Genomic DNA, 20,155 nt, shown 5'->3' with positions numbered 1-20,155 from the left:
CCAAAGAAACTGTAAAAATGAGATGAAATAATCGCGACACGCAAAGAAGCTGAATATAACCAATGGATAATGCAGATGCTGTGCTCACATACTATGATTGATCCTTGCTGGAAGGAGGAACAATCATGGAGCGATTTGCATTATCTTTGGTTATTATTGGTGCCATTAACTGGTTGCTTGTTGGTTTATTCCAATGGGATCTGGTTGCTGCCATTTTTGGTGGAGATGTGGTTCGATCATCTTCTCCACTTTCTCGCCTAGTCTATTCATTGATTGGAATCGCTGGGTTCTATGCGATTAAATTTTTCTTTGGTGAGCGGGTTCCAGCCAAAACTGGATCTGAAAAATAAATTGAGAGGAAGCGGTACATGAGCTCGGCTGAGCTAGGTATCGCTTTTTTTGTTGAATGAATATGTTGGGAAAAAAGCGAATCGAAGGTGACATGACATGGTTCCTCTTATTGGCATAACTCTCTCTTTCGACCAGGAAAGTCGGTTTTGTCTGAGTCGTTACTATACAGATGCTGTTATCAAAGCCGGAGGTGTCCCCATTCTTATTCCCCATTTGTTAGAGAGCAGGCAACTGGAAAAAGTGATGCATCAAGTGGATGGGCTTATTTTATCTGGAGGCGGAGATATGGATCCGTCGTTTTTTGGTGAAGAGCCACATGTGGGCTTGGGTGAAATTGATCCAGACCGGGATCAGTCGGAACTGGAACTGGTTCGGTTAAGCCTGGCGTTAAAAAAACCATTGTTGGCCATTTGTCGAGGATGCCAAGTGCTAAATGTTGCATTGGGAGGAGATTTGTACCAGGATCTTCATTCGCAAAAAGAATTGCTTATCAAGCATCAACAAGAAGCGCCACGCTCTTATCCTACCCATTCGATTCAAGTGGACGAGAAATCGCTATTGGCCCGCATTTTAGGGAAAACAACTTTGCGTGTCAATAGTTTCCATCATCAGGCTGTGCGCAATCCAGGAAAAAATTTGGTTTCATCTGCAAAAGCATTGGATGGAGTGATCGAGGCGATTGAAAGTACAGAGGATTCTTTTGTTTTGGGTGTACAGTGGCATCCTGAATGTATGGTTGAAACAGATCCTTTTGCGAAAAAATTATTTTTGGCTTTGGTGGAAGCATGTATGAAGAAAAGCTATGCATAGTTTTTTTAGATACGCAATTTTTGCATATTTTAATGAAGGCGACAATGAATAAGGAACCATGTTATACAAGATTAACAAAAGAGCTACTCTTGATTCAGAGTAGTGAAGACTATCCTGAAAATATGGATACGTTTCTTCCGCGCTTCGAATGGGTTCCTTCCTCCGTGACGACTTCTGTACCATCACAGTCACTTCGTAAGGAACCCATCCCTCCGCTTTATATTTTCATCCCTCTTATAGGGTTAACTGAATGGAAAATGGGCTGACTCTTATTCTTTTGAGTCAGCCCATTTTAGTTTGGTTTTGTAATCTTCCTGTGAGACAGAGTACCGATTTCTATTTACTTTGCCCGCGAACATATTTTGCATTGAACAGGAACAAACGCATCAGCAAGTAAAGGGATGGAATAAGCAATAACAGACCAGCAATAAAAGCAATCACAAGTGCCCAACCCATCGTGGAATTCGTTAATGCACTTTGGATCGTGACATATGGGTAAAGGAGATAGGGTAAATGGGCATATCCATAACCATAGAACGCAAAGGCAAATTGGAACATCACAAAGATAAAAGCGACTCCAAAGGCTCTTTTTTTCCACATCAAGAACACCGCAACAAGAAAACAGAGGAAAGAAGCGACAAACATCCACGAGATATTTAACATAGAATGAAAGTGAGCAGGATTATGCCTGGAAATCCCCCAAAAAACAAGCAAACTTGCCAAAATGGTTGGCCCGCTCCACCATAGGGCGTACGTTCTTAGTAATTCACGAGCTTTTGTATCTTGTGCTTTATCTGCATAATACGTTAGAAAACTTGCACTAATATATAATACGCTAACGAGAGCAAGAAAAACGACGGACCAGGAATAAGGACTGGTAAACAAGCGGTCGGCATGAAAATGAATACCTTGATTTGTCTTTTCAATAAAACCGCCTTCCGATATGGTTAAAACGGTTGATAACGAGGCTGGAATGAATAGGCCTGTCAATCCATACAAAAACATATAGATACGGCTTTTTCGCGCTCCATAATTGGCGAATGCGTAAAAAGAACCACGAATGGAGAGGAGCAGTAAAGCAACTCCACCTGGTATTAACAGCGCTGTACCATAATAATACGCTGTATCCGGAAAAAATCCGACAAGCCCCACAAAGAAAAAGACGAGAAAGACGTTGGTCACTTCCCAGACAGGCGAGAGATATCGATCTATGATTTGATTGATAATATGCTCTTTTTGGGTCAGCATGCTGTAGTAACTAAAGAAACCGGCTCCAAAATCGATGGAAGCAATAATCAAGTACCCGAATAAAAACGTCCAAAGTACAGTAATCCCAATGAGTTCTAGCGACATGGGTCATCCCTCCCTGACTGGGAACTGCATATGATGTAATTCGTTTTCTGGCGTTTTGTTACGGAACAGGCGAATGAGTACCGCTATGGAAATGAGCGTTAAAGCGATATACAAGGTCGTAAACAACACAAACATTGTATCCACATGCTGGGCAGTTGTTGCTGCATCTTTTACTCGCATCATCCCGGTAATAATCCATGGCTGTCTGCCCACTTCTGCATAAATCCAACCTGTTTCAATCGCCACAAAAGAGAGTGGTGCTCCCAAAACAATGGCTCGAAGGATCCACTTGTTCCATTCGTTTCCACGTTTGCGAATCCAGTTCCAGACAAACAAGCCCGAAACAATAATCAGATAAAAGCCAATAGCGACCATCATGTCAAATAGATAGTGAATATATAGAGGTGGCCATTGATCCTTCGGAATATCATTTAGGCCTATCACTTTGCCATGGGGTGTATTGTGAGCGAGAATGCTAAGTGCATAAGGGATCCTGATCCCGTATTTTACTTCCAGTGTTTCTTCATCCAATACTCCACCAAATATCAAAGGCGCTTTCGTTTGTGTTTCAAAGTGCCACTCGGCCGCCGCCAATTTGGCCGGTTGGTGTTTCGCAAGAAACTTTCCTGAAATATCACCAGCGACCAAGGTCAAAATGGCCAAGATAAAACCGACAGACATGGTTAGGCGTAAAGCTTTTTTGTAATAGTCATGATTTCGGTTTTTCAATAAATGATAAGCAGCGATCCCTCCAAGCAGAAAGCCGCATGTCAGGTAAGCAGACGAAACGACATGAGCGACTTGGCTAGGAGTGGAAGGGTTAAACATGGCAGCAATCGGGTCGATATCCGAGATTTTTCCTGTTACGGGGTTATATTTTACACCTGCTGGTGTATTCATAAATGCGTTGACGGTTGTGATAAATACAGCCGATAGTGTTGAACCGAGAATGACAGGGATCGAGGTCAGCCAGTGATAAACCGGATTTTTGAAACGATCCCAGGTATATAAATAAATGCCTAAAAAGATAGCTTCAAAGAAGAAAGCAAATGTTTCTAAAAAGAGAGGCAAGCTAATGACGTTGCCGACCAATTTCATAAATTGAGGCCAAAGCATCGAAAGCATTAAGCCAATACATGTTCCTGTAACGACTCCTACAGCGACAGTGATGACGAAGCCGCGTGTCCACCTTTTCGCCATCAGTATATAATGTGGATCTTTTTTATAAATCCCCCACCCTTCAGCGAGTGAGATAAAAACAGGGACACCTACCCCGATTGTGGCCCAAATTATATGAAATCCTAATGTTTCGGCAGTAAGCAGCCGACTCCACATGACCGAATCCATATATTTCGGCCTCCCTTAATCTTTTTTTCCTTTCACCTGTATCATATACAACAGGAGTGAAATTGAATATCATTTCACAAACTTTGTCGAATAAAGTTCACAATTTCAGTGAAATAAGCCGTTGAAAAGTTTATCATTTCACATAATAGGGTATAAAATCATTTATATCTGTTTGGGGTTCCATTTTTAACTGAATGGCTTTTGCTTGCAGGATCAAAATTGAAACGAAAAAGAGCCCAAGCCTTAAAAAGAAGATTTTGTCAACAAACTGGAGTATAAATTCAATTTATATCCTCATTGTTGGTTTAACCCTTCCTTCTTTGATGCAAACTATTGGAGAAGGAAGTGATGTAAATGCTCGTTCGGATTCTACTTACTGTGTTACTTTTTACGCAAATGAGTCCCATGTCATCGTTTTCATCTTTTTCAGGTTCACCCTATTTCACATTACATTTTCAGGATCAGGAATGGACTCTTTCGTTAAGTGATGTAGGATTTGATGGAATTGACCCAACAACATTGGATCGCCAGGCATTTCGTAGCTGGCTTTATTTGGTCGTAGAAAAAGAAGTGAATCGTCCACCAAAATCGGCTACATTTCGCAATCAACAAATTGTTCCACATCAGTTAGGCAGAAAAGTAGACCGAAAACAAATTGAAAATTGGTTAGATCATATTCATGAATATATGAATAAGCGTTTAAAATTACCCGTTATCTATACGAAGCCTTTATTAACCACCGAGAAGCTGAAGAAATTAAAGGAAAAAAAGCTAGGATCCTATAGTACTTTTTTTGATGAAGAAAATAAAAACCGAGCTCATAACATTTATTTATCATCAAAAGCGATCGACCATCATATTGTTCTACCAGGTGAAATTTTTTCATTTAACAAGGTAGTGGGAGTACGTTCGCTTGAGCGTGGTTATCAAGTAGCAACGATTATTGTAAAAGGGGAGTATAGTGAAGGAATAGGAGGAGGAATCTGTCAAACATCCTCAACGCTGTTTAATAGTGTGGATCAGGCAGGGTTGAAGATTATCGAGCAAGTCAGTCACAGTAAGGAAGTAGCTTATGTACCCAAAAATCGAGATGCGACTGTATCATGGGGAGGCCCTGACTTTCGTTTTCAAAATCAGCTCAATGAGCCTGTTCTAATCGTTTCAAAGGTGAGACATGGTAAAATTACCATTCAAATTTATGGTCCCAAAACCATCACTCATGTGCCTAGAAAAGTCCCACTTCCCCCCAGATTAATCGGTTTTGGAATGAAAAATAAGGAAATAATATGGTAATTCTTATCTATTTTGTCTTTTTCATAGAATTAATATAAAAACTTTGTTATAATAACAGCCGTTACTTCCTAACGACAAATCGATGAGGGGGGATGTGATGAACAGGCGAATAATCATAAGCCTGATCATAGCAGCCGCTTTATTGGGAGGTACGGCTGTAGCTCTAGCCATGGAAAAAAAGGTGAAGGTAGTGTTTAGTGATCGGCCAGAAGAGATCCAAATCAGTGGATATTACGAAACGCTGTCAGAAGCGTTGGCCAGCAAAGGATACAATCTGAAAAAATTAAAAAGTGAGTATAGACCCAGTGTACCTTGGAATCAATCGTTAAAGGATGAAATGAAGGTTCTTCTTACATGTCATTGTGAGGTAACCATGATCGAAAATGGTCAGGTAAAAGGAAAGTTTAAGACTACGGCTTCAACGGTGGATCAATTTCTGCAGACAAAGCAGATCCAATTAACCAAATATGATAAAGTATGGCCAGCTGCGAATCAAAAAATAAAGAATAATATGACTATTTATTTAGATCGGGCTGAGAAAAAAGTAAAGAAAGAAGTTAAAACCATTCCTTATCAAATCAAAAAAATAAAAGATCCAACACTACCTTATGGGGAAGAGGAAGTAAAAATCAAAGGAAAAGAAGGAAAAGAAGTTTATCAGGTGACGACATTATATAAAAAGAATCAACCGATTGTTGAAAATGGTAAACCGGTAGTAACCAAAAAGTTAGTGAAAAAAGTGGAAGCGGTAGATAAAGTCGTTAAAATCGGAATAAATAAAAAAATAAAACCGGACATGCAAACTGCAGCAGATGAGAAAGGCTGCCGTCAGATGAAGGCGGAAGTGACTGCTTATACTTACTATCCTGGAGAAAATATCACTTATTCAGGTGAACCGGTTCGAAGAGGAGCCATAGCTGTGGATCCAAAAGTGATTCCTTTGCATTCCCGTATTTATGTACCTGGATATGGCTGGGGTGAAGCGCTGGATACGGGTGGTCGAATTAAAGGAAATATTATTGATGTATTTATGGAATCCAAACGTGAAGCATTGGCTTGGGGTAAACCGATAAAAACGATAAAAGTATGTCCACCCAAATAAAATTTGGAATCACGGATTCGTTTAAGATGCATATGATACCTGTAGTGATCGGTGTTATAGGGAGACTGTTGATAAATAAGCATCCAAAACGCTGTTTGCATAAGCACTTTGTCAACAACCTTCTTGTAATAAGAAAACATTACAGGTATTTTTTGTATTAGTTTTTGTCGAAATGACGAAAGCTTTGTTGCAATTCTGTTGAGATCAGCCAAACTGAATTCTCTTTGCTTGTTCGAACATTATTAATGGTATAAAATACAAATAGTTGCTCAATTCCCAGGGTTCGCTTGATCCTTTATCACCGATCAATTGGTTTAAGTAAAAAAATTCCTGTGATTGCGAATTTTGACTTACCAGGGGGAATGTGATGAAGAAAAGTTTAATCATCGGGATTGCGGTGCTGTTTGTTGTTCTGGTATCTGGTACAGCTGCTGCATTTGCGATGGAGAAAGAGGTAGAGGTTCGTTTTAGCGATCGGACAGATGAGCTTCAAATCAGTGGATTTTACGATACACTGTCAGATGCATTGGCCAGCGAAGGCCAAAATGTGGAGCAAATGAAGAAGCAATATACTCCAAGCGTACCATGGGATCAAAAGTTAGGCAAAGATACCAAGGTTACTCTCACATGTAACTGTGAAGTGACATTAAAAGAAAATGGGAAAGAAAAAGGGAAGTTTAAAACGACAGCCCAAACGGTTGAGGCTTTCCTGCAAACACAAAAAGTTTCAGTGAGTAAATGGGATCAAGTAAGCCCTGCATTGAATCAGAAGATTACGAATGGCATGACCATCTCGGTTGAAAAAGTAGAAACAAAAATTAGTAAAGTAGTGAAAACCATCCCTTATCAAGTGAAAGAAGAAAAAGATCCTGAACTGGAAGAAGGCAAAAAAGTAGAAAAGGTAAAGGGAAAAGAAGGCAAAGAGGTATACCAGGTCACCACACTCTATAAAAATGGCAAGCCGGTCATGAAAGACGGAAAACCACAAATCGAAAAGAAACTGGTTTCCAAAGTAGAACCGGTAGATAAAGTGATAAAAATCGGTACCAAAAAGGAAAAAGAGAAAGACGAAGATAAGGATAAAGACAAAAACACGCAGGATGAACAAGGATGCAAGCTAATGTCAGGATTTGAAGCGACAGCTTATGAACCAAGTGTTGGAAGTAAGACAGCAACAGGTCATCCCGTTCGTCGTGGCGTAATCGCTGTTGATCCGAGTGTCATTCCGCTCTATTCGAAAGTGTATGTTCCTGGCTATGGCTGGGGTCAAGCTTTGGATACGGGTGGAGCGATTAAAGGGAAAATCGTTGATGTGTTCGTCGAAAGTGCTGCTGAAGCACGAAGTTGGGGACGTAAGCATGATCTCACACATTTGTCCGCCTAAATAATACATATAAAATGCCTGTAATGTATTACACATTGCAGGCATTTTTTACTAAAAACAGTGTCTTAATTAGATATACTTTTCTAAAATGTCTTTGTCTAATGAGAAATTTTCATATATACTGGAAGAAAGGAAATCTGCGTCTGAGGTGTATCCATGTTAAGCCGTAACAAGCCTTGTCCATGTGGTAGCGGTCGTGTGTATAAAAGCTGTTGTGAAAGAGTTGTTACGATCCAGATAGCGGAGAAAATTCGTGAACACAAAGAAAAAGTGTGGAAAAATGAATGTTTAATGGATTTAAATAAGTGGTTTAAAGGGTATTGGAAAAGTGAAGAGCAAAAATGGATCCAGCACTTTAAAGAGCTTCTGCAATTGCCACCTGATCAATCCATCCCACAAAATTTCTCTTCTTCTTTTCAATCATGGCTTCTTTTTGATGCACCCTGTATTTCAAAGAGAAGACCCGTAGAGTTTTGGGTGATGGCCAAACGCGACGAGCTACGGGGAAAGGAGAGAGTGGTTCGTAGTTTACTTGAGGCAAAGTTTACCTGTTATGAAGTGGTAGAGGTCGGAAACGAAAGCATGGTTTTCCGATCACTAGCTGATCAGGTAGAATATGAAGTAATAAAAGAACATGCCATTTCAAAAGGAAAATTGATCTTTACCCGCTTGATTCGAGTAGGTAATCGCTATGAAATCTGTGGACCTTTTATATCTTTTATGCATGAGATGAGAGGGGAGATACTCGTGCAGCTAGAGAAATACAACCGTCTGGATGAAGAGCATCAAGATTTATCTACTAGGGAACATGGCTGGAAAGTACTGGGTTGGTCGATCCAGCGGGCTAAAGAATTGGAGAAAATCGAAAAAATGGTTTCTGCTTCTCCGGAAATGTTTGAAAATATGAGAGAGGCACTTCTTTGGCCAACCGTTGAGCAAAAATCGGAGCATCCTGGTTTGCCTATCAAAATTATACAGCAATTGGAGCAGTTTTATGTAACACAAGTCACACCCCTGCAAAAAATCACCCAAACCTTTTACAGTCGCTCACTAGAGATGCTTTATCAGTATCTCTCCTTGCGTTTTGGACAATCTTTTGACTGGTCTTCTCTTAACGAGGATTATTTAAGTCATTATTTTGGTGTTTGGTATTTGGAGCATGCCAAATCCACACCCATGGGCTCAAAAATATTCCTCAATACTTCCAAACATCTTTTTCGCTGGTTATATAGTCAAGGAATTAGTGATATATATTTAACATTTAAGAAGGTATATATTTCATTGATCCGAGCTTTGCCTATAACGATCGAAGCCAGAAGATGGATTATGGAAAATGGACTGCATCCAGCAAGAGAAGAGTACGGGAACTCAACAACAACGGATATGTTTATGTTAGCTGTCTCTTCTACAGGTCCTGTCTTATTGGTGAAAAATAAGTGGAAACCGATTCATCTTCGCGGATTTCCAACCATCTGGTCCGATTATCGTTTTTGGGTGAGAGGAACGGTACAATTTGATAAAAATGCTTGTTATTTTATTCATGTGGATAATTTATATCCAATGGTAACCATACTAGATACATCCGTCAATGAAAATCAAGTTTTGGGACATAAATAAAAAAGGCAGCCAACAGGAGGTAGTGGTGGCTGTCTTTTTTGCTGATGGATTTTAATTGTATGATTTTTGACACTCCACACGGCTGAAGCCGTGGGATTCTTGGGTCGTTAGCGCCCTCAGTCCATTTCTGTTTCGGACAAGTCCCAAGTTCAGGGGTGTGTCATCACCCCATCCCATGCAGTTCTACGGCACTGGACCGCATGTACCTACATGGGCGGCATACCTGTTACCAGTATGCTAGTTCCTTTCATTCACTCTCATGGTTTTACCTGGTAGGAGACCTTTCGCTACCAGAACCTCGTACCATGACGTCCACAGGAACATTCGACCTACTACCAGTAGGATGAGCACCGCTCGTATGTTTGATTATATAGAAAATTGTTGCTCTTAGCAATCCCATGAAGGGATTACCGAGCAACGCCGTCTTTCATCCCACGATTCAAACCGTGGGCTTTCAAGACGGCATTTTTGTAAAAAAGTGGAGGAAAGGCAGGATAAACATACGTTTAACGAATGATAAGATGTGAGGCTTAACGTTGGTTGCAAAAATAATTACCATCACTCGCAAAGAGCACCTTTCAAACAGGTGCTCTTTATTGTTGAAAATCTCTATTCGTAGATTAAGTGATAGTGTAAAGAAAGGTAACTGCAAGGAAAGATTTTTAGGTTAAACTAAAATAAAAAGGAGTTGTGGATCATGAGTTTGGCCGATTTACATGCCCATACCACTGCATCTGATGGATTATTTTCTCCACGTGACTTGGTAAAGCATGCACATGCAAAAGGATTACAGGCAGTAGCGATCACGGATCATGATACAGTCGATGGAGTAGAGGAAGCACGGCAAGAAGGGGAAAAGTGGGGAATCGAAGTAGTTCCAGGCGTTGAACTGAGCACTTTATGGCACGGGAAAGAAATTCATGTATTGGGTTATTATATCGAGACCAATCATTCTCATTTGTTAGAGAAGCTGCAAGCACAACGTGACACGAGAAAGCTTCGAAATCAAATGATGATTGAAAAGTTGAATGAGCTTGGTATTCCCATTCAGATGGATGACGTACTGAAAAAGAAAAGAAGTCACTCATCCAAACTCAATGTTGGGCGGCCTCATATTGCGGAAGTTTTGGTCGAGATGGGTGTTGTCAGCTCGATCAATGAAGCCTTTGACAAGTATTTGGGGAAAGATGGACTTGCTTATGTAACACCTCAGCGAATCAGCCCGTTTGAAGCGATAGATCTGATCAAAAAGAGTGGGGGAGTGGCCGTACTTGCCCATCCTGGATTATACAAACAAGACGACCTGATCCCTCAACTTGTCAGTCATGGTCTGGTGGGCCTGGAAGTAAACCATCCGGATCATACTGATGAAGATAAGAAAAGATACCAGGAATGGGTTAAAAAATACCATTTAATTGCCACGGCTGGTTCCGATTTTCATGGCGAACGGCAGGGCTCCATGTATCATGCTGAATTAGGGACATGTACAGTGGCTTTATCGCAATTGGAGGCATTGAAAAAAGCGGTTTTACGTTAAATGTTTTTGCATTCGAATATGCTCGATGTGTTCTTCATAAAATGGAGTACCCATCTCCTTGTAACCTAATTTCTGATAAAAAGGGAGCGCTTGTGTTTGGGCATTTAGCACAATCATCTGCGCTCCATGTTTTTTGGCATAATCTTCAAGTGCCTGCATTAACTGTTTGCCCGCTCCCGTATTTCGTTTATCTTTTAAGACGGCTACTCGTTCCGCTTTGGCTGTATGTGAATTAATCCATCGCAAGCGGCAAGTCCCTATTGGTCTATGACCTTCCCAAGCCAAAAAATGAACAGATGTGTTCTCGTACTCATCCACTTCGATTTCTTCAGGAACTTGTTGTTCCTCAACAAAAACGGTTTTTCTGATTTCAAGCGCTTGTTGGAGTTCTTCTGCATTTTGTACGATGGTCACAGTTACGTTCATAAGGGTCTCCTTTCAGCGATTATTTGTTTAGCAGGAAGGATTGGTAATTCACCCAGGATCCATTCTCCAGTTGATATAATAAATGGAAGCGATCCACAAGTGAAGTCAAGTTAAATCGATGCATACGCAAGCTTCCATATACATCGAGCAGTTCATCTTCAAGCATTTTCTGTCCAATCGTTAAGTGTGGTATAAAGTCATAGGCAGGTTGGTGCCAGTCAAGAATTTGGCGGAGCTTATTATGCAAGTCAATCAGAGGTTCATGATTTTCGATCGCCAGGTAGATGGTAGGACTGTTCGGGAAGAAGTGGGACACTTTATTTATATGAATGGTAAAAGCATCCGTATTTTTGGCTATTTCTTCAAATTCGGGGATAAGAGCGAACATTTCTTCTTCAGGAAGACTGAATTTTTCGATCAGGGTAATATGAGGAGCAATCAGGGAGTAATGGGGATCATACCGTTTGCGATAGGAATTGGCTAAATCTTGTACATGACGTTGAGGAAATACAGCGATACCAAAATACATATTATCCCTCCTCAAATAAAAAAGATGCTGCTTCTTTCTATTATATCTTAATTCACATTCAATATTGAAGAGAAATGAATATCTCTTTCTTTCGCTTTTCAAAAGCTTTACAATACCCTTTTTGCTATGTATGTTATGATAACATTATCAGATATTGAACCCAAAATGAGGGGGAATCATGATGAGGAAGGTTCACAGCAATGAAGTAAAAATGGCTGCGATGACACGGTTGAAAGAGCGCGGGGTAACGATTGAAGCCATTGCAGAAATTGTGTATCAGATGCAAGTGCCTTATACGCCCGATTTGAAGATGGAAGCTTGTGTGGAAAGTGTCCTGGCCGTTTTAAATAAAAGGGAAATACAACATGCCATTTTGGTAGGGATTGAACTGGATATGTTAGCGGAAAAAAATATGCTATCAGAACCTCTGCTATCTCTGATTCGTAATGATGAGGGATTGTTCGGATGTGACGAAACGTTGGCCCTGGGTTCAGTATTTGGTTATGGAAGTATCGCTGTCACTACTTTTGGTCATTTGGATAAACATAAGATCGGCTTGATTAAACAGCTTGATACGAAAAAAGGAGGTCCAGTCCATACCTTTATGGATGATTTGGTAGCAAGTATTGCAGCGGCAGCCTCCAGCCGTTTGGCACATCGGATCCGTGATGAAGAAGAGCAGCAGGAAGCAATGGAAAAGGATCCAAACCATCAAGTCAGTTAAAGATAGAGAAGAGGTTGTAGTCTTTTTAAGGGACTACAGCTTCTTTTTTTTGAAGCAAGTTCATGAAATGATTACAAACGTGCCAAAATAATAAACGAAAAGAAAGGAGGAAAAGCGATGCAACATCGATGGATCTATTGGATGAAGTTATATGATTCACGCTTTCAGGCGAAATGTTTGGCTACACGTATGCTCGAAGATTGGTGGATTTATGGTTATGACAGTCCGGAGGAAGTAGAAGTTTTCCGCTCCAAAAATGGTCGGTTTGGTGTAAGATATACGTGGGGAAAAAAATGAAAAAAACCTCTTGCATTTTATCTGGATATGGTATATATTAATAAATGTCGTTGCTGAACTAAAATGAATGAGCTGACGCGGGGTGGAGCAATTGGTAGCTCGTCGGGCTCATAACCCGAAGGTTGCAGGTTCGAGTCCTGTCCCCGCAACCAATCTTGGAGCTGTGGTGTAGAGGCCTAACATGCCTGCCTGTCACGCAGGAGATCGCGGGTTCGAATCCCGTCAGCTCCGCCATTTACGGGCCTATAGCTCAGTTGGTAGAGCAGTCGGCTCATAACCGATCGGTCACAGGTTCGAGTCCTGTTGGGCCCACCATATACACGGGCAGTTAGCTCAGTGGGAGAGCGCTACCTTGACACGGTAGAGGTCGTTGGTTCGATCCCAATACTGCCCACCACGAAACCCCTTGATATATCAAGGGGTTTTTTGTTTTGCTTGGAAGTAGGCTAGGTGGAAATGGGGATAAAAAAGGGCAATTGACCACATTTTGACCACGCAATTAAGTAAATTGCGTAATGCAATAGGTAGACTGTCACCCATTGGAACGAGAAACTTATAAATACACAAAGGTTATTTATTATCTTTTTCGGAAATAGGCATCCATGTTAAATTTCACAAAAAGGACAGTACAAAAGATGCCTGATCGAGCAGAGAAGAAAATTAGAGGACAAAAAGAAATCATCCTATTCTTTGTGGGATAGGCGTTTGTTATATCTCCAAGAGTTTAAAGAAGCTGGAGAAAGCCTATTAGGAAATGGACTGCATTCCCTTGATCTGGCTTTCTATTTGATGATAAAGTTCAAGTTGACTTTGAAGTGTTTTTTTATGATCGAATAGGTTCTTGACTATTTTTCTGCTATTTTCACCAAATCGTAATCTCATTTCTTCATTATCTGCCAGCTGTTGTAATCTTTCATAAAGCTCTAGTTTATTTTCTTTCTCAACCAAAAAACCATTTACGTTGTGAACAACTTCTTCTCTACACCCGCGAATATTTGCAGCTACGATCGGTTTCTTCATCGCCATTGCTTCCATAATCACCAATGGTAAACCTTCCCGATGTGAAGGCAATACAAACACATCCGTTATTGCCAGCAATTGTGGAATATCTCTTCTGAATCCAGTTGTGATGATATCATGGTCATTGTGAATGACTTCCTTTATCTTCCTGTAGCTGTCTTGATCTCGTTCGCTCGGGAATAAGTCACCGACCATCAATAACTTGACATGATCACGGGACCTTTTCAAGCGTTGAAATGCATCGAATAATTCGTATATTCCCTTTTCCCCGACTAGTCTTCCGATAAAGGTGAAAACGATATCGCCTTGGTTGATTGATAATTCCTTTTTCAATCGTTCTTTTTCGGATTCATCGATAGATTTCGGATTAAACCGGGTACGGAAATCAACCCCGTTGCTAATGTGAACAATAAAATGAGGTTCTTTAAATCGATGACGGATACATAGTTCATAGTCTTCTCTACTAACTAAATGGAGTATACTTGTAAGATAACGGGCAAAAAATTTCTCTATATTATAAGTGATGAGGTAACCGAGTTTTGACATATGCTCATGAAAATAAAAACCGTGAGCTGTGTAAATAACATATTTTACACCTGCGAGTTTTGCTGCGATTCGCCCAAGAACTGAAGCGATCGGAGTATGAACATGTACAACATCATATTTTTCCTTTTTCATTAAAGCAGTTAGTCGAATGATGGATCTTAAGTTGGACAGGGGCTTAATTTTCCGATCGATGGGCACATGGATCATATGCATCCCTTGACTTTGCAGTTCCGTAAAAAACGTGCCCGTATTTGTACAAGCGTAATGAACGATATAGCCTTGCTGGCGCAAAACTTGGTGAAGCGGTTTAAGCAAAGCATCAACTGCCGCATCAATGTTACAGATCTGTAAGATTTTCATCATAAAATCACTTCCATCAGTTCCGGGCGTGCTTTCCATTTCTGGTATAAATAATAGAGAACCATTTTTCCAAGGAGACTTTTTGCTTCGTAACATTTATATTCCATCACTTCCGTTCCTCCAAATCTCTTCTTAAATTGATCTATACTCTGCAATTGGGGGTCATCATTCTCCAGTGATAACCCGCAAAAATCATAGATGGAATACCCTTTTTCCTTAAAATGTAAAATCTCCATCCAATGTAAAAATCGGTTTGCTCTACTGACCATATTTTTTTGTGAAGGATCTACGGATAAACGGATTGAACAGGAATAGAGCATACTGACACGCTCGCCATGGGGAGAACAGGCGTGGGAACATAATATTCGATTGTGTTGATCCGTAACATAGGAGAGAGACAGTAACCCTTTTTCATTCAGTGATCGCAATTTATTGGTATTACACCGTTCAATATTCTTTTTTCTTGCAAAAGAGTTATAAAATTCCGAGAATTCATCGATTTCTTTTTCGGTTGGCGTGTTGTTGATCTCAAATTTCAGTTGCTCTCTCCTGGCTCGATTTATGTTGTAACGGGTACTTCTGCTTAAATCGGAAAATAAAGATTCCTCATCCTTTTTCAGATGGATATGCATGGTTTTAAATCGCTTATGCAATGTAAATCTTTTTCCTTCCAATATGGGTCTTGGCAATTGGGAATGGATTACGATATCTGATTTTGGAATTTCGATTGTTTCATCACTCAAACCATAGACATCCGTAATTTGCAAAAAAGCCTTTTTCCATTGCACGATTTCCATCGGATCACTCCTGTTGAAAACGTATCTTTCGGGAAAGTTCACCCATATTCATGCTTTTCATACCATATTCCATCTTCAGGTTTAGGAAATGGTCGAATATTTTTTTTAGAAATGAAACGTTTTCATCCAAATTAGCGCCAAAGTTATGTGGATGCCACCATAAATGATAGATTTCACCTTTTTTGGCAGCATATGTTAAATCTGAACATATTCTTCTTAATCGCATGGATTCAAAGATGCGAAATCGCTTGGCATATGGTCGAAGAAAGCGGCTGGAAGGAAGATTAAGGGGGACTTCTTTGTTCAGCTCATGAACCGCATAAGTGTTGTGCCCTGACAAGTTCAGATAGGAATCGATCAATCGCAGCCCTCTTTTTAAAAAGCGCCTGTCATCCTGATTCGTTGGCTTATACAACCAACTTGATTCATTTCCTCTATAGGACGTTATTCCGAGCTTCCTTAAAACTGGCAAATACTCCGGATTCACTTGATTTCTTGGAAAAACAATGCTTTTCGGTTTCCATCCAAACCGTTTGGCAATCGTGATGGCCTTCTTTAGATCTTCTTCAAATTCATCGATGGTTTGCCCTTTTTCTAAACAATAGTAATGGGAAAAGGTATGTGTTCCGATTTCCTGATCAGGATAGGTTGAAATCCGTTTGATTAATGAAGGTGCAAAGTGAAAGGGATCTTCGGATTCGATGGAGTCCAATGTATCAATATAGGGGTAGGGAGACAGATTTTGATTTGTATAGCCCGGAAATTTTTCTGGCAATTCAGCGATTAACTCCTGTTTGTTTTTGAAAAACAGAAACCCGACAATTGCCCATGTTGCATGAATTTTATATTGTTTGAATAATTCCAATAATGCAGGGACCACCGACTGTACTCCCAATATGTTTTTGGCATAAGCTTTTTTGGTCAGTTGATCCCGGACTCCCCAATAAAGTTCAAAGTCAAGGGTTATGAGAAGGGTTCCTGTGTCTTTCCGGTTTGCTGATACGGGTCGGTTCTGAACAGTAAGCACTTTTTCGTTAACCCCCCATGGCAAGGATGTAAGGTTGCGGCCGACCATCAGAAAAACAGCTAGCTACATTAGTATATGGAATGGGTTGATTTATGCGCATGATATTCATCTAAATGAAGGAAATTGTGCTTTTATCAATGAAAGGAACTTCGAACCATTTGCCGACATATGATATTTGCAGCAGGTTTTACAACGATGGGAGAGGGTTTTGACACCTATATGACGTTAGTGAAGCATTCTTTGATCTATTTTATTGCACGAGGGCTTTCAGGTTTAATCAACTTATGTGCGATCGGGGTGTATACCCGGTTAACTTCACCGGAAGAGTTTGGAAAATATGTGATGGTCCTGGCTGTCGTTGAATTTGTAAATGCGGTTTTATTTCATTGGATACGATATGGAATACTCCGCTATTCCCAAAGGTATACAGAAGATCAAAGGGGGATTTTTCTAAGTACAATAGCAACACTGTTTTTTATTATGTTCATCTTTACATTGATTTTAAGCCAGCTCGTTTTATGGGTATTGATAGACTTGGGAAAATGGGGAGAATTATGGCAAATTGGCCTCGTGCTCTTATGGATCATGGCTTGGTTTGATCTCAATCTAGAGCTACTTAGGGCTGATCTCTCTCCTGGAACGTATGGATGGATGTTATTAGGCAAATCTGTTTTAACGTTTATCTGTATCATAGTGATGCTGAATTTTGATATGGGGGCCAAAGGGTTTATCATCGGGATGATGACAGGGATGTTATTTCCCCTCATTTTTGTAATGAAGAGAAACTGGAAAGGAATCCGGATCCCGGTTATTGATCCAAACATTTGTAAGCAAATGATAACTTATGGACTTCCTTTAACTATCACGTTTAGCATGCATTTTGTGATGGTTAGCTCAGACCGGTTGATATTGGGATGGATCAGGGGACCGGATGAATCAGGTTTGTATGCGGTCGCCTATGATTTAACTCAGCAAACATTATTGCTGGTTATGACGATTATTAATCTTTCCGCTTTTCCGCTCGTTGTTCATGCATTGGAAAATGGAGAAATTGCTGAAACTCATAAAAAACTGCAACAGTACACGACGGCGCTTTTTTTTGTTTCCTTTCCCGCAACAGCCGGATTTATCGTGTTGGCTCCAGGGATCTCCAGGCTTTTTTTAGGACCGGATTTTCTTGACGTTGCCTTTACAATTATGCCCCTGATCGCATTTACAGCCTTTTTGGAAGGTACAAAGCAATATTACCTGGATTTGTCGTTTCAACTTGGCCAACGTACATGGTTTCAAATATGGCCGAATATAATAGCAGCCTGTGCAAACGTGGGATTCAACTTCTTATGGATCCCAAAATGGGGTGTCTTAGGCGCGGTATACGCTACAATCGTCGCTAATCTCATGGCAATCGTAATGTCATGGTTTATAGGAAGAAAGATCTTTCCTTTGCCTTTTCCTTCTAAGGAAATATTGAAAATTGTCCTGGCAACGTTAATGATGGTGTTCATATTAAAACCTCTTGCAACTTACTCAGGATTTCTCATCTTATTCACCCAAATTGTATTGGGTTTGTTTATATACATCTCTGTCGGATATGTTCTGAAAATAGGGGGATATCATCGATATTTCAAAAATATATTAGGCCGTATGACCCGAAAAAGATAAAAAGCTGTGCAGTAAGCGATATCTGCACAGCTTTCATCGTGGATCTTCTAAAGGCGCCCAGGGAAAAGCGAGAAAAAACCAAAAGTGACGCCAATGCAAACTGTCTATAAAAAAACTGTTGGCCAAAATACCCATGAGAACTGCTGCAAACAATGCATAATAAGATTGACTGGGATGCTGGCTGAATAAAGAGAAGCGAATACATCTAATCAGAGTGATCATAATGAATAACGTAAAGCCAATAAATCCCAACCAACCACTTTCTGTTAACACTCTAACGTATAAATTATGAGGCGACATACCATAAACGATTTCCGATTGCCCAGGACCGATCCCGAGTGGCATCTGAATTGCATGATGCACTGCTCTGATTTGGGTAGAAAATCGCTGTTGATCATACCACTGAAAACCTAAACGTTCTGTAAAAAGCTCGTTAAAACTTTGTATATGAAACATACATATAAACGCGATGAAGAATACAACCAAGAGAATTTTTAAATGCTTGATCAATTGTTGCCGCACATATAATTTGTATTTCTCGATTAGAAACCCTCCTAAGAGTATAAAGACACATAAAGATACGAAATAATTTAACCATGCTCCCCGTGAAAAGCTCAGTAAAACACCTGTACTTGTAAATAAATAAACAGCAAACCAAAAGATTTTTGTTTTTTTAAAAGAGAGTTCGATTTTAAGAATGGCATAGATTGAAATGGGTATTAAATACGGACCAAACACATTTGGGTCTTGAAAAAGTGCTGAAGCTCGGTCATATTTTATAAACAATTCATAGTAAGGAATCAAATGGAAATAAGATAAGATTGCAATGACCGAAGAAAGGAACGCTGCAACGGTATAGCCAGATAATATCTTTTCCAGTAACCGATGGTGACGAAATTCTGTCAATATGCCAACGAAAAAAAGCCATAAGAAAATTAGGTAAATGGTAATCAATAGATAATAAAATCCTGTTTCATGGTCGACCATCATATACATGGAAAGAAATGATCCAGCCATATAGATAGAAAGGAAGATGAGAGTGATAATGAAATAGTGGGGGAATTTCAAATACGACAGCAAACCGCTTGCCATGATCAAAGCCACGATGAAAACATCAAAAATCGCCGGTTCTCCCATTACAGCTCCACTTAGGGCCATCGCTAGCCAAACAAGCTTGGGAAATACACTTTCCATCGGAGGATTTTTCTGTGACAGGGATCTTTACCTTCTTTCTTTATTGATATGGATGCTTGCTTTAGACTTGTCAGCCTTCCTTCCCATTAACAAAAGCACTGTGAAAGTGGAGATGACTAATCCAATTAAAAATCCTGCTACAATATATAAAAATTTGTTTGGTTTTACGGGAGAAGGATGGTCTTCGATCTTTGCTGGTGTGAGGATATGGGCACTTTTGACATCGAAGATATTCGTAATTTCATTTTGGAAAATAGCAGCAACTGTATTGGCTATCAATGCGGCTGTCTTCTGATCTGGATTTTCCACTACTATTGAAAATACTTGTGAAGCTTTGCTTGCAGGCTGAACATGTACTTGTTTTGCCAATTCAGAAATATCATTTTCCAATTGAAGTTTTTGTGCTACGGCCTCCATAATATAGGCACTTTTTATAATGGAGTTATAAGTTTCGATCAATTTCAGGTTCGTTTCTATATCTTCGGAAGAGATCTCATTCATATTAACCATTAATTCGGTTTCAGCTTGATAAATCGGGGTGATATAAAAACTAACGATTCCGCTAAGTACGGTAGTTGATGTTGTAATGAGAAAGATCACCCAAAAGTACTTTGCCAGATGTCCGCAAAAATCCCGCAAATCAATTATTTTCTTATTCAACTGACGCACTCCTTGAAGGAATAATCATGATACCCATCTGAAGGGGTATGGTTATCATTACTTTATGTGATATCATGTCATGATGTTACAGAAATAAGGGATAAAAGATAATAACCCGA

The 20,155-nt window shown here is 39.9% G+C and carries 19 protein-coding genes and 4 tRNA genes; 14 read left to right on the top strand and 9 right to left on the bottom strand.

What is annotated here, in order from left to right; all coding sequences use genetic code 11:
- Positions 1–125 precede the first annotated feature (125 nt).
- Both BMZ78_RS06105 and BMZ78_RS06100 read left to right on the top strand, forming a co-directional pair.
- Positions 126–350, top strand: a complete 225-nt coding sequence (locus tag BMZ78_RS06105) for a DUF378 domain-containing protein (RefSeq protein ID WP_093228836.1) — start codon at positions 126–128, stop codon at positions 348–350.
- Between the two features lie 97 nt (positions 351–447).
- Complete coding sequence (locus tag BMZ78_RS06100) at positions 448–1,161, top strand: gamma-glutamyl-gamma-aminobutyrate hydrolase family protein (protein ID WP_093228834.1); 714 nt, start codon at positions 448–450, stop codon at positions 1,159–1,161.
- A 336-nt stretch (positions 1,162–1,497) separates the two neighbouring features.
- Here the strand turns inward: BMZ78_RS06100 and BMZ78_RS06090 are convergent, their stop codons facing one another.
- Together BMZ78_RS06090 and BMZ78_RS06085 are read right to left on the bottom strand one after the other, a co-directional pair.
- A complete protein-coding gene (locus BMZ78_RS06090; protein ID WP_093228832.1) occupies positions 1,498–2,514 on the bottom strand; it encodes a cytochrome d ubiquinol oxidase subunit II in 1,017 nt (338 codons plus the stop codon).
- Between the two features lie 3 nt (positions 2,515–2,517).
- Entirely contained in the window at positions 2,518–3,861 is a 1,344-nt protein-coding gene (locus BMZ78_RS06085) for a cytochrome ubiquinol oxidase subunit I (protein WP_093228830.1), read from the bottom strand.
- A gap of 354 nt (positions 3,862–4,215) precedes the next feature.
- Between BMZ78_RS06085 and BMZ78_RS06080 the strand changes: the two genes are divergently transcribed.
- The 5 genes from BMZ78_RS06080 (at position 4,216) to BMZ78_RS06060 (ending at position 10,794) form a co-directional block, all read left to right on the top strand.
- Positions 4,216–5,154: a VanW family protein gene (locus tag BMZ78_RS06080; protein WP_093228829.1), complete on the top strand. Its 939-nt coding sequence runs from the start codon at positions 4,216–4,218 to the stop codon at positions 5,152–5,154.
- Positions 5,155–5,251: 97 nt separating this feature from the next.
- Positions 5,252–6,256 (top strand): 3D domain-containing protein, encoded by a 1,005-nt coding sequence (locus tag BMZ78_RS19355; RefSeq protein ID WP_175482326.1) that lies wholly within the window; start codon positions 5,252–5,254, stop codon positions 6,254–6,256.
- A gap of 367 nt (positions 6,257–6,623) precedes the next feature.
- Positions 6,624–7,640, top strand: coding sequence for a 3D domain-containing protein (locus BMZ78_RS19350; RefSeq protein ID WP_093228826.1), 1,017 nt, complete (start codon positions 6,624–6,626; stop codon positions 7,638–7,640).
- A 156-nt stretch (positions 7,641–7,796) separates the two neighbouring features.
- Entirely contained in the window at positions 7,797–9,257 is a 1,461-nt protein-coding gene (locus BMZ78_RS06065; protein WP_093228824.1) for an SEC-C domain-containing protein, read from the top strand.
- Between the two features lie 697 nt (positions 9,258–9,954).
- Complete coding sequence (locus BMZ78_RS06060) at positions 9,955–10,794, top strand: PHP domain-containing protein (protein ID WP_341849625.1); 840 nt, start codon at positions 9,955–9,957, stop codon at positions 10,792–10,794.
- Here BMZ78_RS06060 and BMZ78_RS06055 read toward each other — a convergent pair.
- Entirely contained in the window at positions 10,786–11,220 is a 435-nt protein-coding gene (locus tag BMZ78_RS06055) for a GNAT family N-acetyltransferase (protein ID WP_093228823.1), read from the bottom strand. The genes BMZ78_RS06060 and BMZ78_RS06055 overlap by 9 nt on opposite strands.
- 19 nt (positions 11,221–11,239) lie before the next feature.
- On the bottom strand, positions 11,240–11,749 hold the full coding sequence (locus tag BMZ78_RS06050) for a 2'-5' RNA ligase family protein (RefSeq protein ID WP_093228821.1): 510 nt from the start codon (positions 11,747–11,749) through the stop codon (positions 11,240–11,242).
- Positions 11,750–11,927: 178 nt separating this feature from the next.
- Here BMZ78_RS06050 and BMZ78_RS06045 point away from each other — a divergent pair, with 178 nt between their 5' ends.
- The 6 genes from BMZ78_RS06045 to BMZ78_RS06020 all read left to right on the top strand — a co-directional run bounded on the left by BMZ78_RS06045 (position 11,928) and on the right by BMZ78_RS06020 (position 13,167).
- A complete protein-coding gene (locus BMZ78_RS06045; protein ID WP_093228820.1) occupies positions 11,928–12,473 on the top strand; it encodes a phosphatidylglycerophosphatase A family protein in 546 nt (181 codons plus the stop codon).
- A gap of 117 nt (positions 12,474–12,590) precedes the next feature.
- Positions 12,591–12,770 (top strand): hypothetical protein, encoded by a 180-nt coding sequence (locus BMZ78_RS06040; protein WP_093228818.1) that lies wholly within the window; start codon positions 12,591–12,593, stop codon positions 12,768–12,770.
- 76 nt (positions 12,771–12,846) lie between these two features.
- A tRNA-Met gene (locus BMZ78_RS06035) sits at positions 12,847–12,922 on the top strand.
- A 5-nt stretch (positions 12,923–12,927) separates the two neighbouring features.
- Positions 12,928–13,004, top strand: a tRNA-Asp gene (locus BMZ78_RS06030).
- Positions 13,005–13,009: 5 nt separating this feature from the next.
- Positions 13,010–13,085 (top strand) — tRNA-Ile (locus tag BMZ78_RS06025).
- A 7-nt stretch (positions 13,086–13,092) separates the two neighbouring features.
- Positions 13,093–13,167, top strand: a tRNA-Val gene (locus tag BMZ78_RS06020).
- A gap of 350 nt (positions 13,168–13,517) precedes the next feature.
- On the opposite strand, the gene BMZ78_RS06015 is transcribed toward BMZ78_RS06020, so the two are convergent.
- Genes BMZ78_RS06015 through BMZ78_RS06005 form a run of 3 tightly spaced genes read right to left on the bottom strand, consistent with a single transcriptional unit; the run spans position 13,518 to position 16,520 of the window.
- Positions 13,518–14,792, bottom strand: a complete 1,275-nt coding sequence (locus BMZ78_RS06015; protein WP_093228817.1) for a glycosyltransferase family 4 protein — start codon at positions 14,790–14,792, stop codon at positions 13,518–13,520.
- Complete coding sequence (locus BMZ78_RS06010; protein WP_093228815.1) at positions 14,696–15,493, bottom strand: hypothetical protein; 798 nt, start codon at positions 15,491–15,493, stop codon at positions 14,696–14,698. The genes BMZ78_RS06015 and BMZ78_RS06010 overlap by 97 nt, the downstream gene beginning before the upstream one ends.
- 4 nt (positions 15,494–15,497) lie before the next feature.
- Positions 15,498–16,520: a polysaccharide deacetylase family protein gene (locus BMZ78_RS06005; RefSeq protein ID WP_245739755.1), complete on the bottom strand. Its 1,023-nt coding sequence runs from the start codon at positions 16,518–16,520 to the stop codon at positions 15,498–15,500.
- A 195-nt stretch (positions 16,521–16,715) separates the two neighbouring features.
- Here BMZ78_RS06005 and BMZ78_RS06000 point away from each other — a divergent pair, with 195 nt between their 5' ends.
- Positions 16,716–18,182 (top strand): oligosaccharide flippase family protein, encoded by a 1,467-nt coding sequence (locus BMZ78_RS06000; protein WP_175482325.1) that lies wholly within the window; start codon positions 16,716–16,718, stop codon positions 18,180–18,182.
- A gap of 33 nt (positions 18,183–18,215) precedes the next feature.
- Here the strand turns inward: BMZ78_RS06000 and BMZ78_RS05995 are convergent, their stop codons facing one another.
- Together BMZ78_RS05995 and BMZ78_RS05990 are read right to left on the bottom strand one after the other, a co-directional pair.
- A complete protein-coding gene (locus BMZ78_RS05995) occupies positions 18,216–19,376 on the bottom strand; it encodes an O-antigen ligase family protein (RefSeq protein WP_139203275.1) in 1,161 nt (386 codons plus the stop codon).
- Between the two features lie 27 nt (positions 19,377–19,403).
- Positions 19,404–20,036, bottom strand: a complete 633-nt coding sequence (locus BMZ78_RS05990; RefSeq protein ID WP_175482324.1) for a YveK family protein — start codon at positions 20,034–20,036, stop codon at positions 19,404–19,406.
- Between the last annotated feature and the right edge of the window lie 119 nt (positions 20,037–20,155).

The sequence above is a fragment of the Thermoflavimicrobium dichotomicum genome (genome assembly GCF_900114055.1).
Lineage (GTDB): Bacteria > Bacillota > Bacilli > Thermoactinomycetales > Thermoactinomycetaceae > Thermoflavimicrobium > Thermoflavimicrobium dichotomicum.
The sequence above is the reverse complement of the archived record's forward strand: the minus strand, read 5'-3'. Positions and strand labels throughout refer to the sequence as shown.

What these genes read in the sequence shown, in the direction of transcription:
- BMZ78_RS06060 (WP_341849625.1), top strand. Translation starts at nt 9,955, where the DNA reads ATGAGTTTGGCCGATTTACATGCCCATACCACTGCATCTGATGGATTA.
- BMZ78_RS06050 (WP_093228821.1), bottom strand. Translation starts at nt 11,749, where the DNA reads ATGTATTTTGGTATCGCTGTATTTCCTCAACGTCATGTACAAGATTTA.
- BMZ78_RS06045 (WP_093228820.1), top strand. Translation starts at nt 11,928, where the DNA reads ATGATGAGGAAGGTTCACAGCAATGAAGTAAAAATGGCTGCGATGACA.
- BMZ78_RS06010 (WP_093228815.1), bottom strand. Translation starts at nt 15,493, where the DNA reads ATGGAAATCGTGCAATGGAAAAAGGCTTTTTTGCAAATTACGGATGTC.
- BMZ78_RS06085 (WP_093228830.1), bottom strand. Translation starts at nt 3,861, where the DNA reads ATGGATTCGGTCATGTGGAGTCGGCTGCTTACTGCCGAAACATTAGGA.
- BMZ78_RS06080 (WP_093228829.1), top strand. Translation starts at nt 4,216, where the DNA reads ATGCTCGTTCGGATTCTACTTACTGTGTTACTTTTTACGCAAATGAGT.
- BMZ78_RS06105 (WP_093228836.1), top strand. Translation starts at nt 126, where the DNA reads ATGGAGCGATTTGCATTATCTTTGGTTATTATTGGTGCCATTAACTGG.
- BMZ78_RS05995 (WP_139203275.1), bottom strand. Translation starts at nt 19,376, where the DNA reads ATGGAAAGTGTATTTCCCAAGCTTGTTTGGCTAGCGATGGCCCTAAGT.
- BMZ78_RS06000 (WP_175482325.1), top strand. Translation starts at nt 16,716, where the DNA reads ATGGGAGAGGGTTTTGACACCTATATGACGTTAGTGAAGCATTCTTTG.
- BMZ78_RS06100 (WP_093228834.1), top strand. Translation starts at nt 448, where the DNA reads ATGGTTCCTCTTATTGGCATAACTCTCTCTTTCGACCAGGAAAGTCGG.
- BMZ78_RS19350 (WP_093228826.1), top strand. Translation starts at nt 6,624, where the DNA reads ATGAAGAAAAGTTTAATCATCGGGATTGCGGTGCTGTTTGTTGTTCTG.
- BMZ78_RS06015 (WP_093228817.1), bottom strand. Translation starts at nt 14,792, where the DNA reads ATGTTACGAAGCAAAAAGTCTCCTTGGAAAAATGGTTCTCTATTATTT.
- BMZ78_RS06040 (WP_093228818.1), top strand. Translation starts at nt 12,591, where the DNA reads ATGCAACATCGATGGATCTATTGGATGAAGTTATATGATTCACGCTTT.
- BMZ78_RS06090 (WP_093228832.1), bottom strand. Translation starts at nt 2,514, where the DNA reads ATGTCGCTAGAACTCATTGGGATTACTGTACTTTGGACGTTTTTATTC.
- BMZ78_RS06065 (WP_093228824.1), top strand. Translation starts at nt 7,797, where the DNA reads ATGTTAAGCCGTAACAAGCCTTGTCCATGTGGTAGCGGTCGTGTGTAT.
- BMZ78_RS19355 (WP_175482326.1), top strand. Translation starts at nt 5,252, where the DNA reads ATGAACAGGCGAATAATCATAAGCCTGATCATAGCAGCCGCTTTATTG.
- BMZ78_RS06055 (WP_093228823.1), bottom strand. Translation starts at nt 11,220, where the DNA reads ATGAACGTAACTGTGACCATCGTACAAAATGCAGAAGAACTCCAACAA.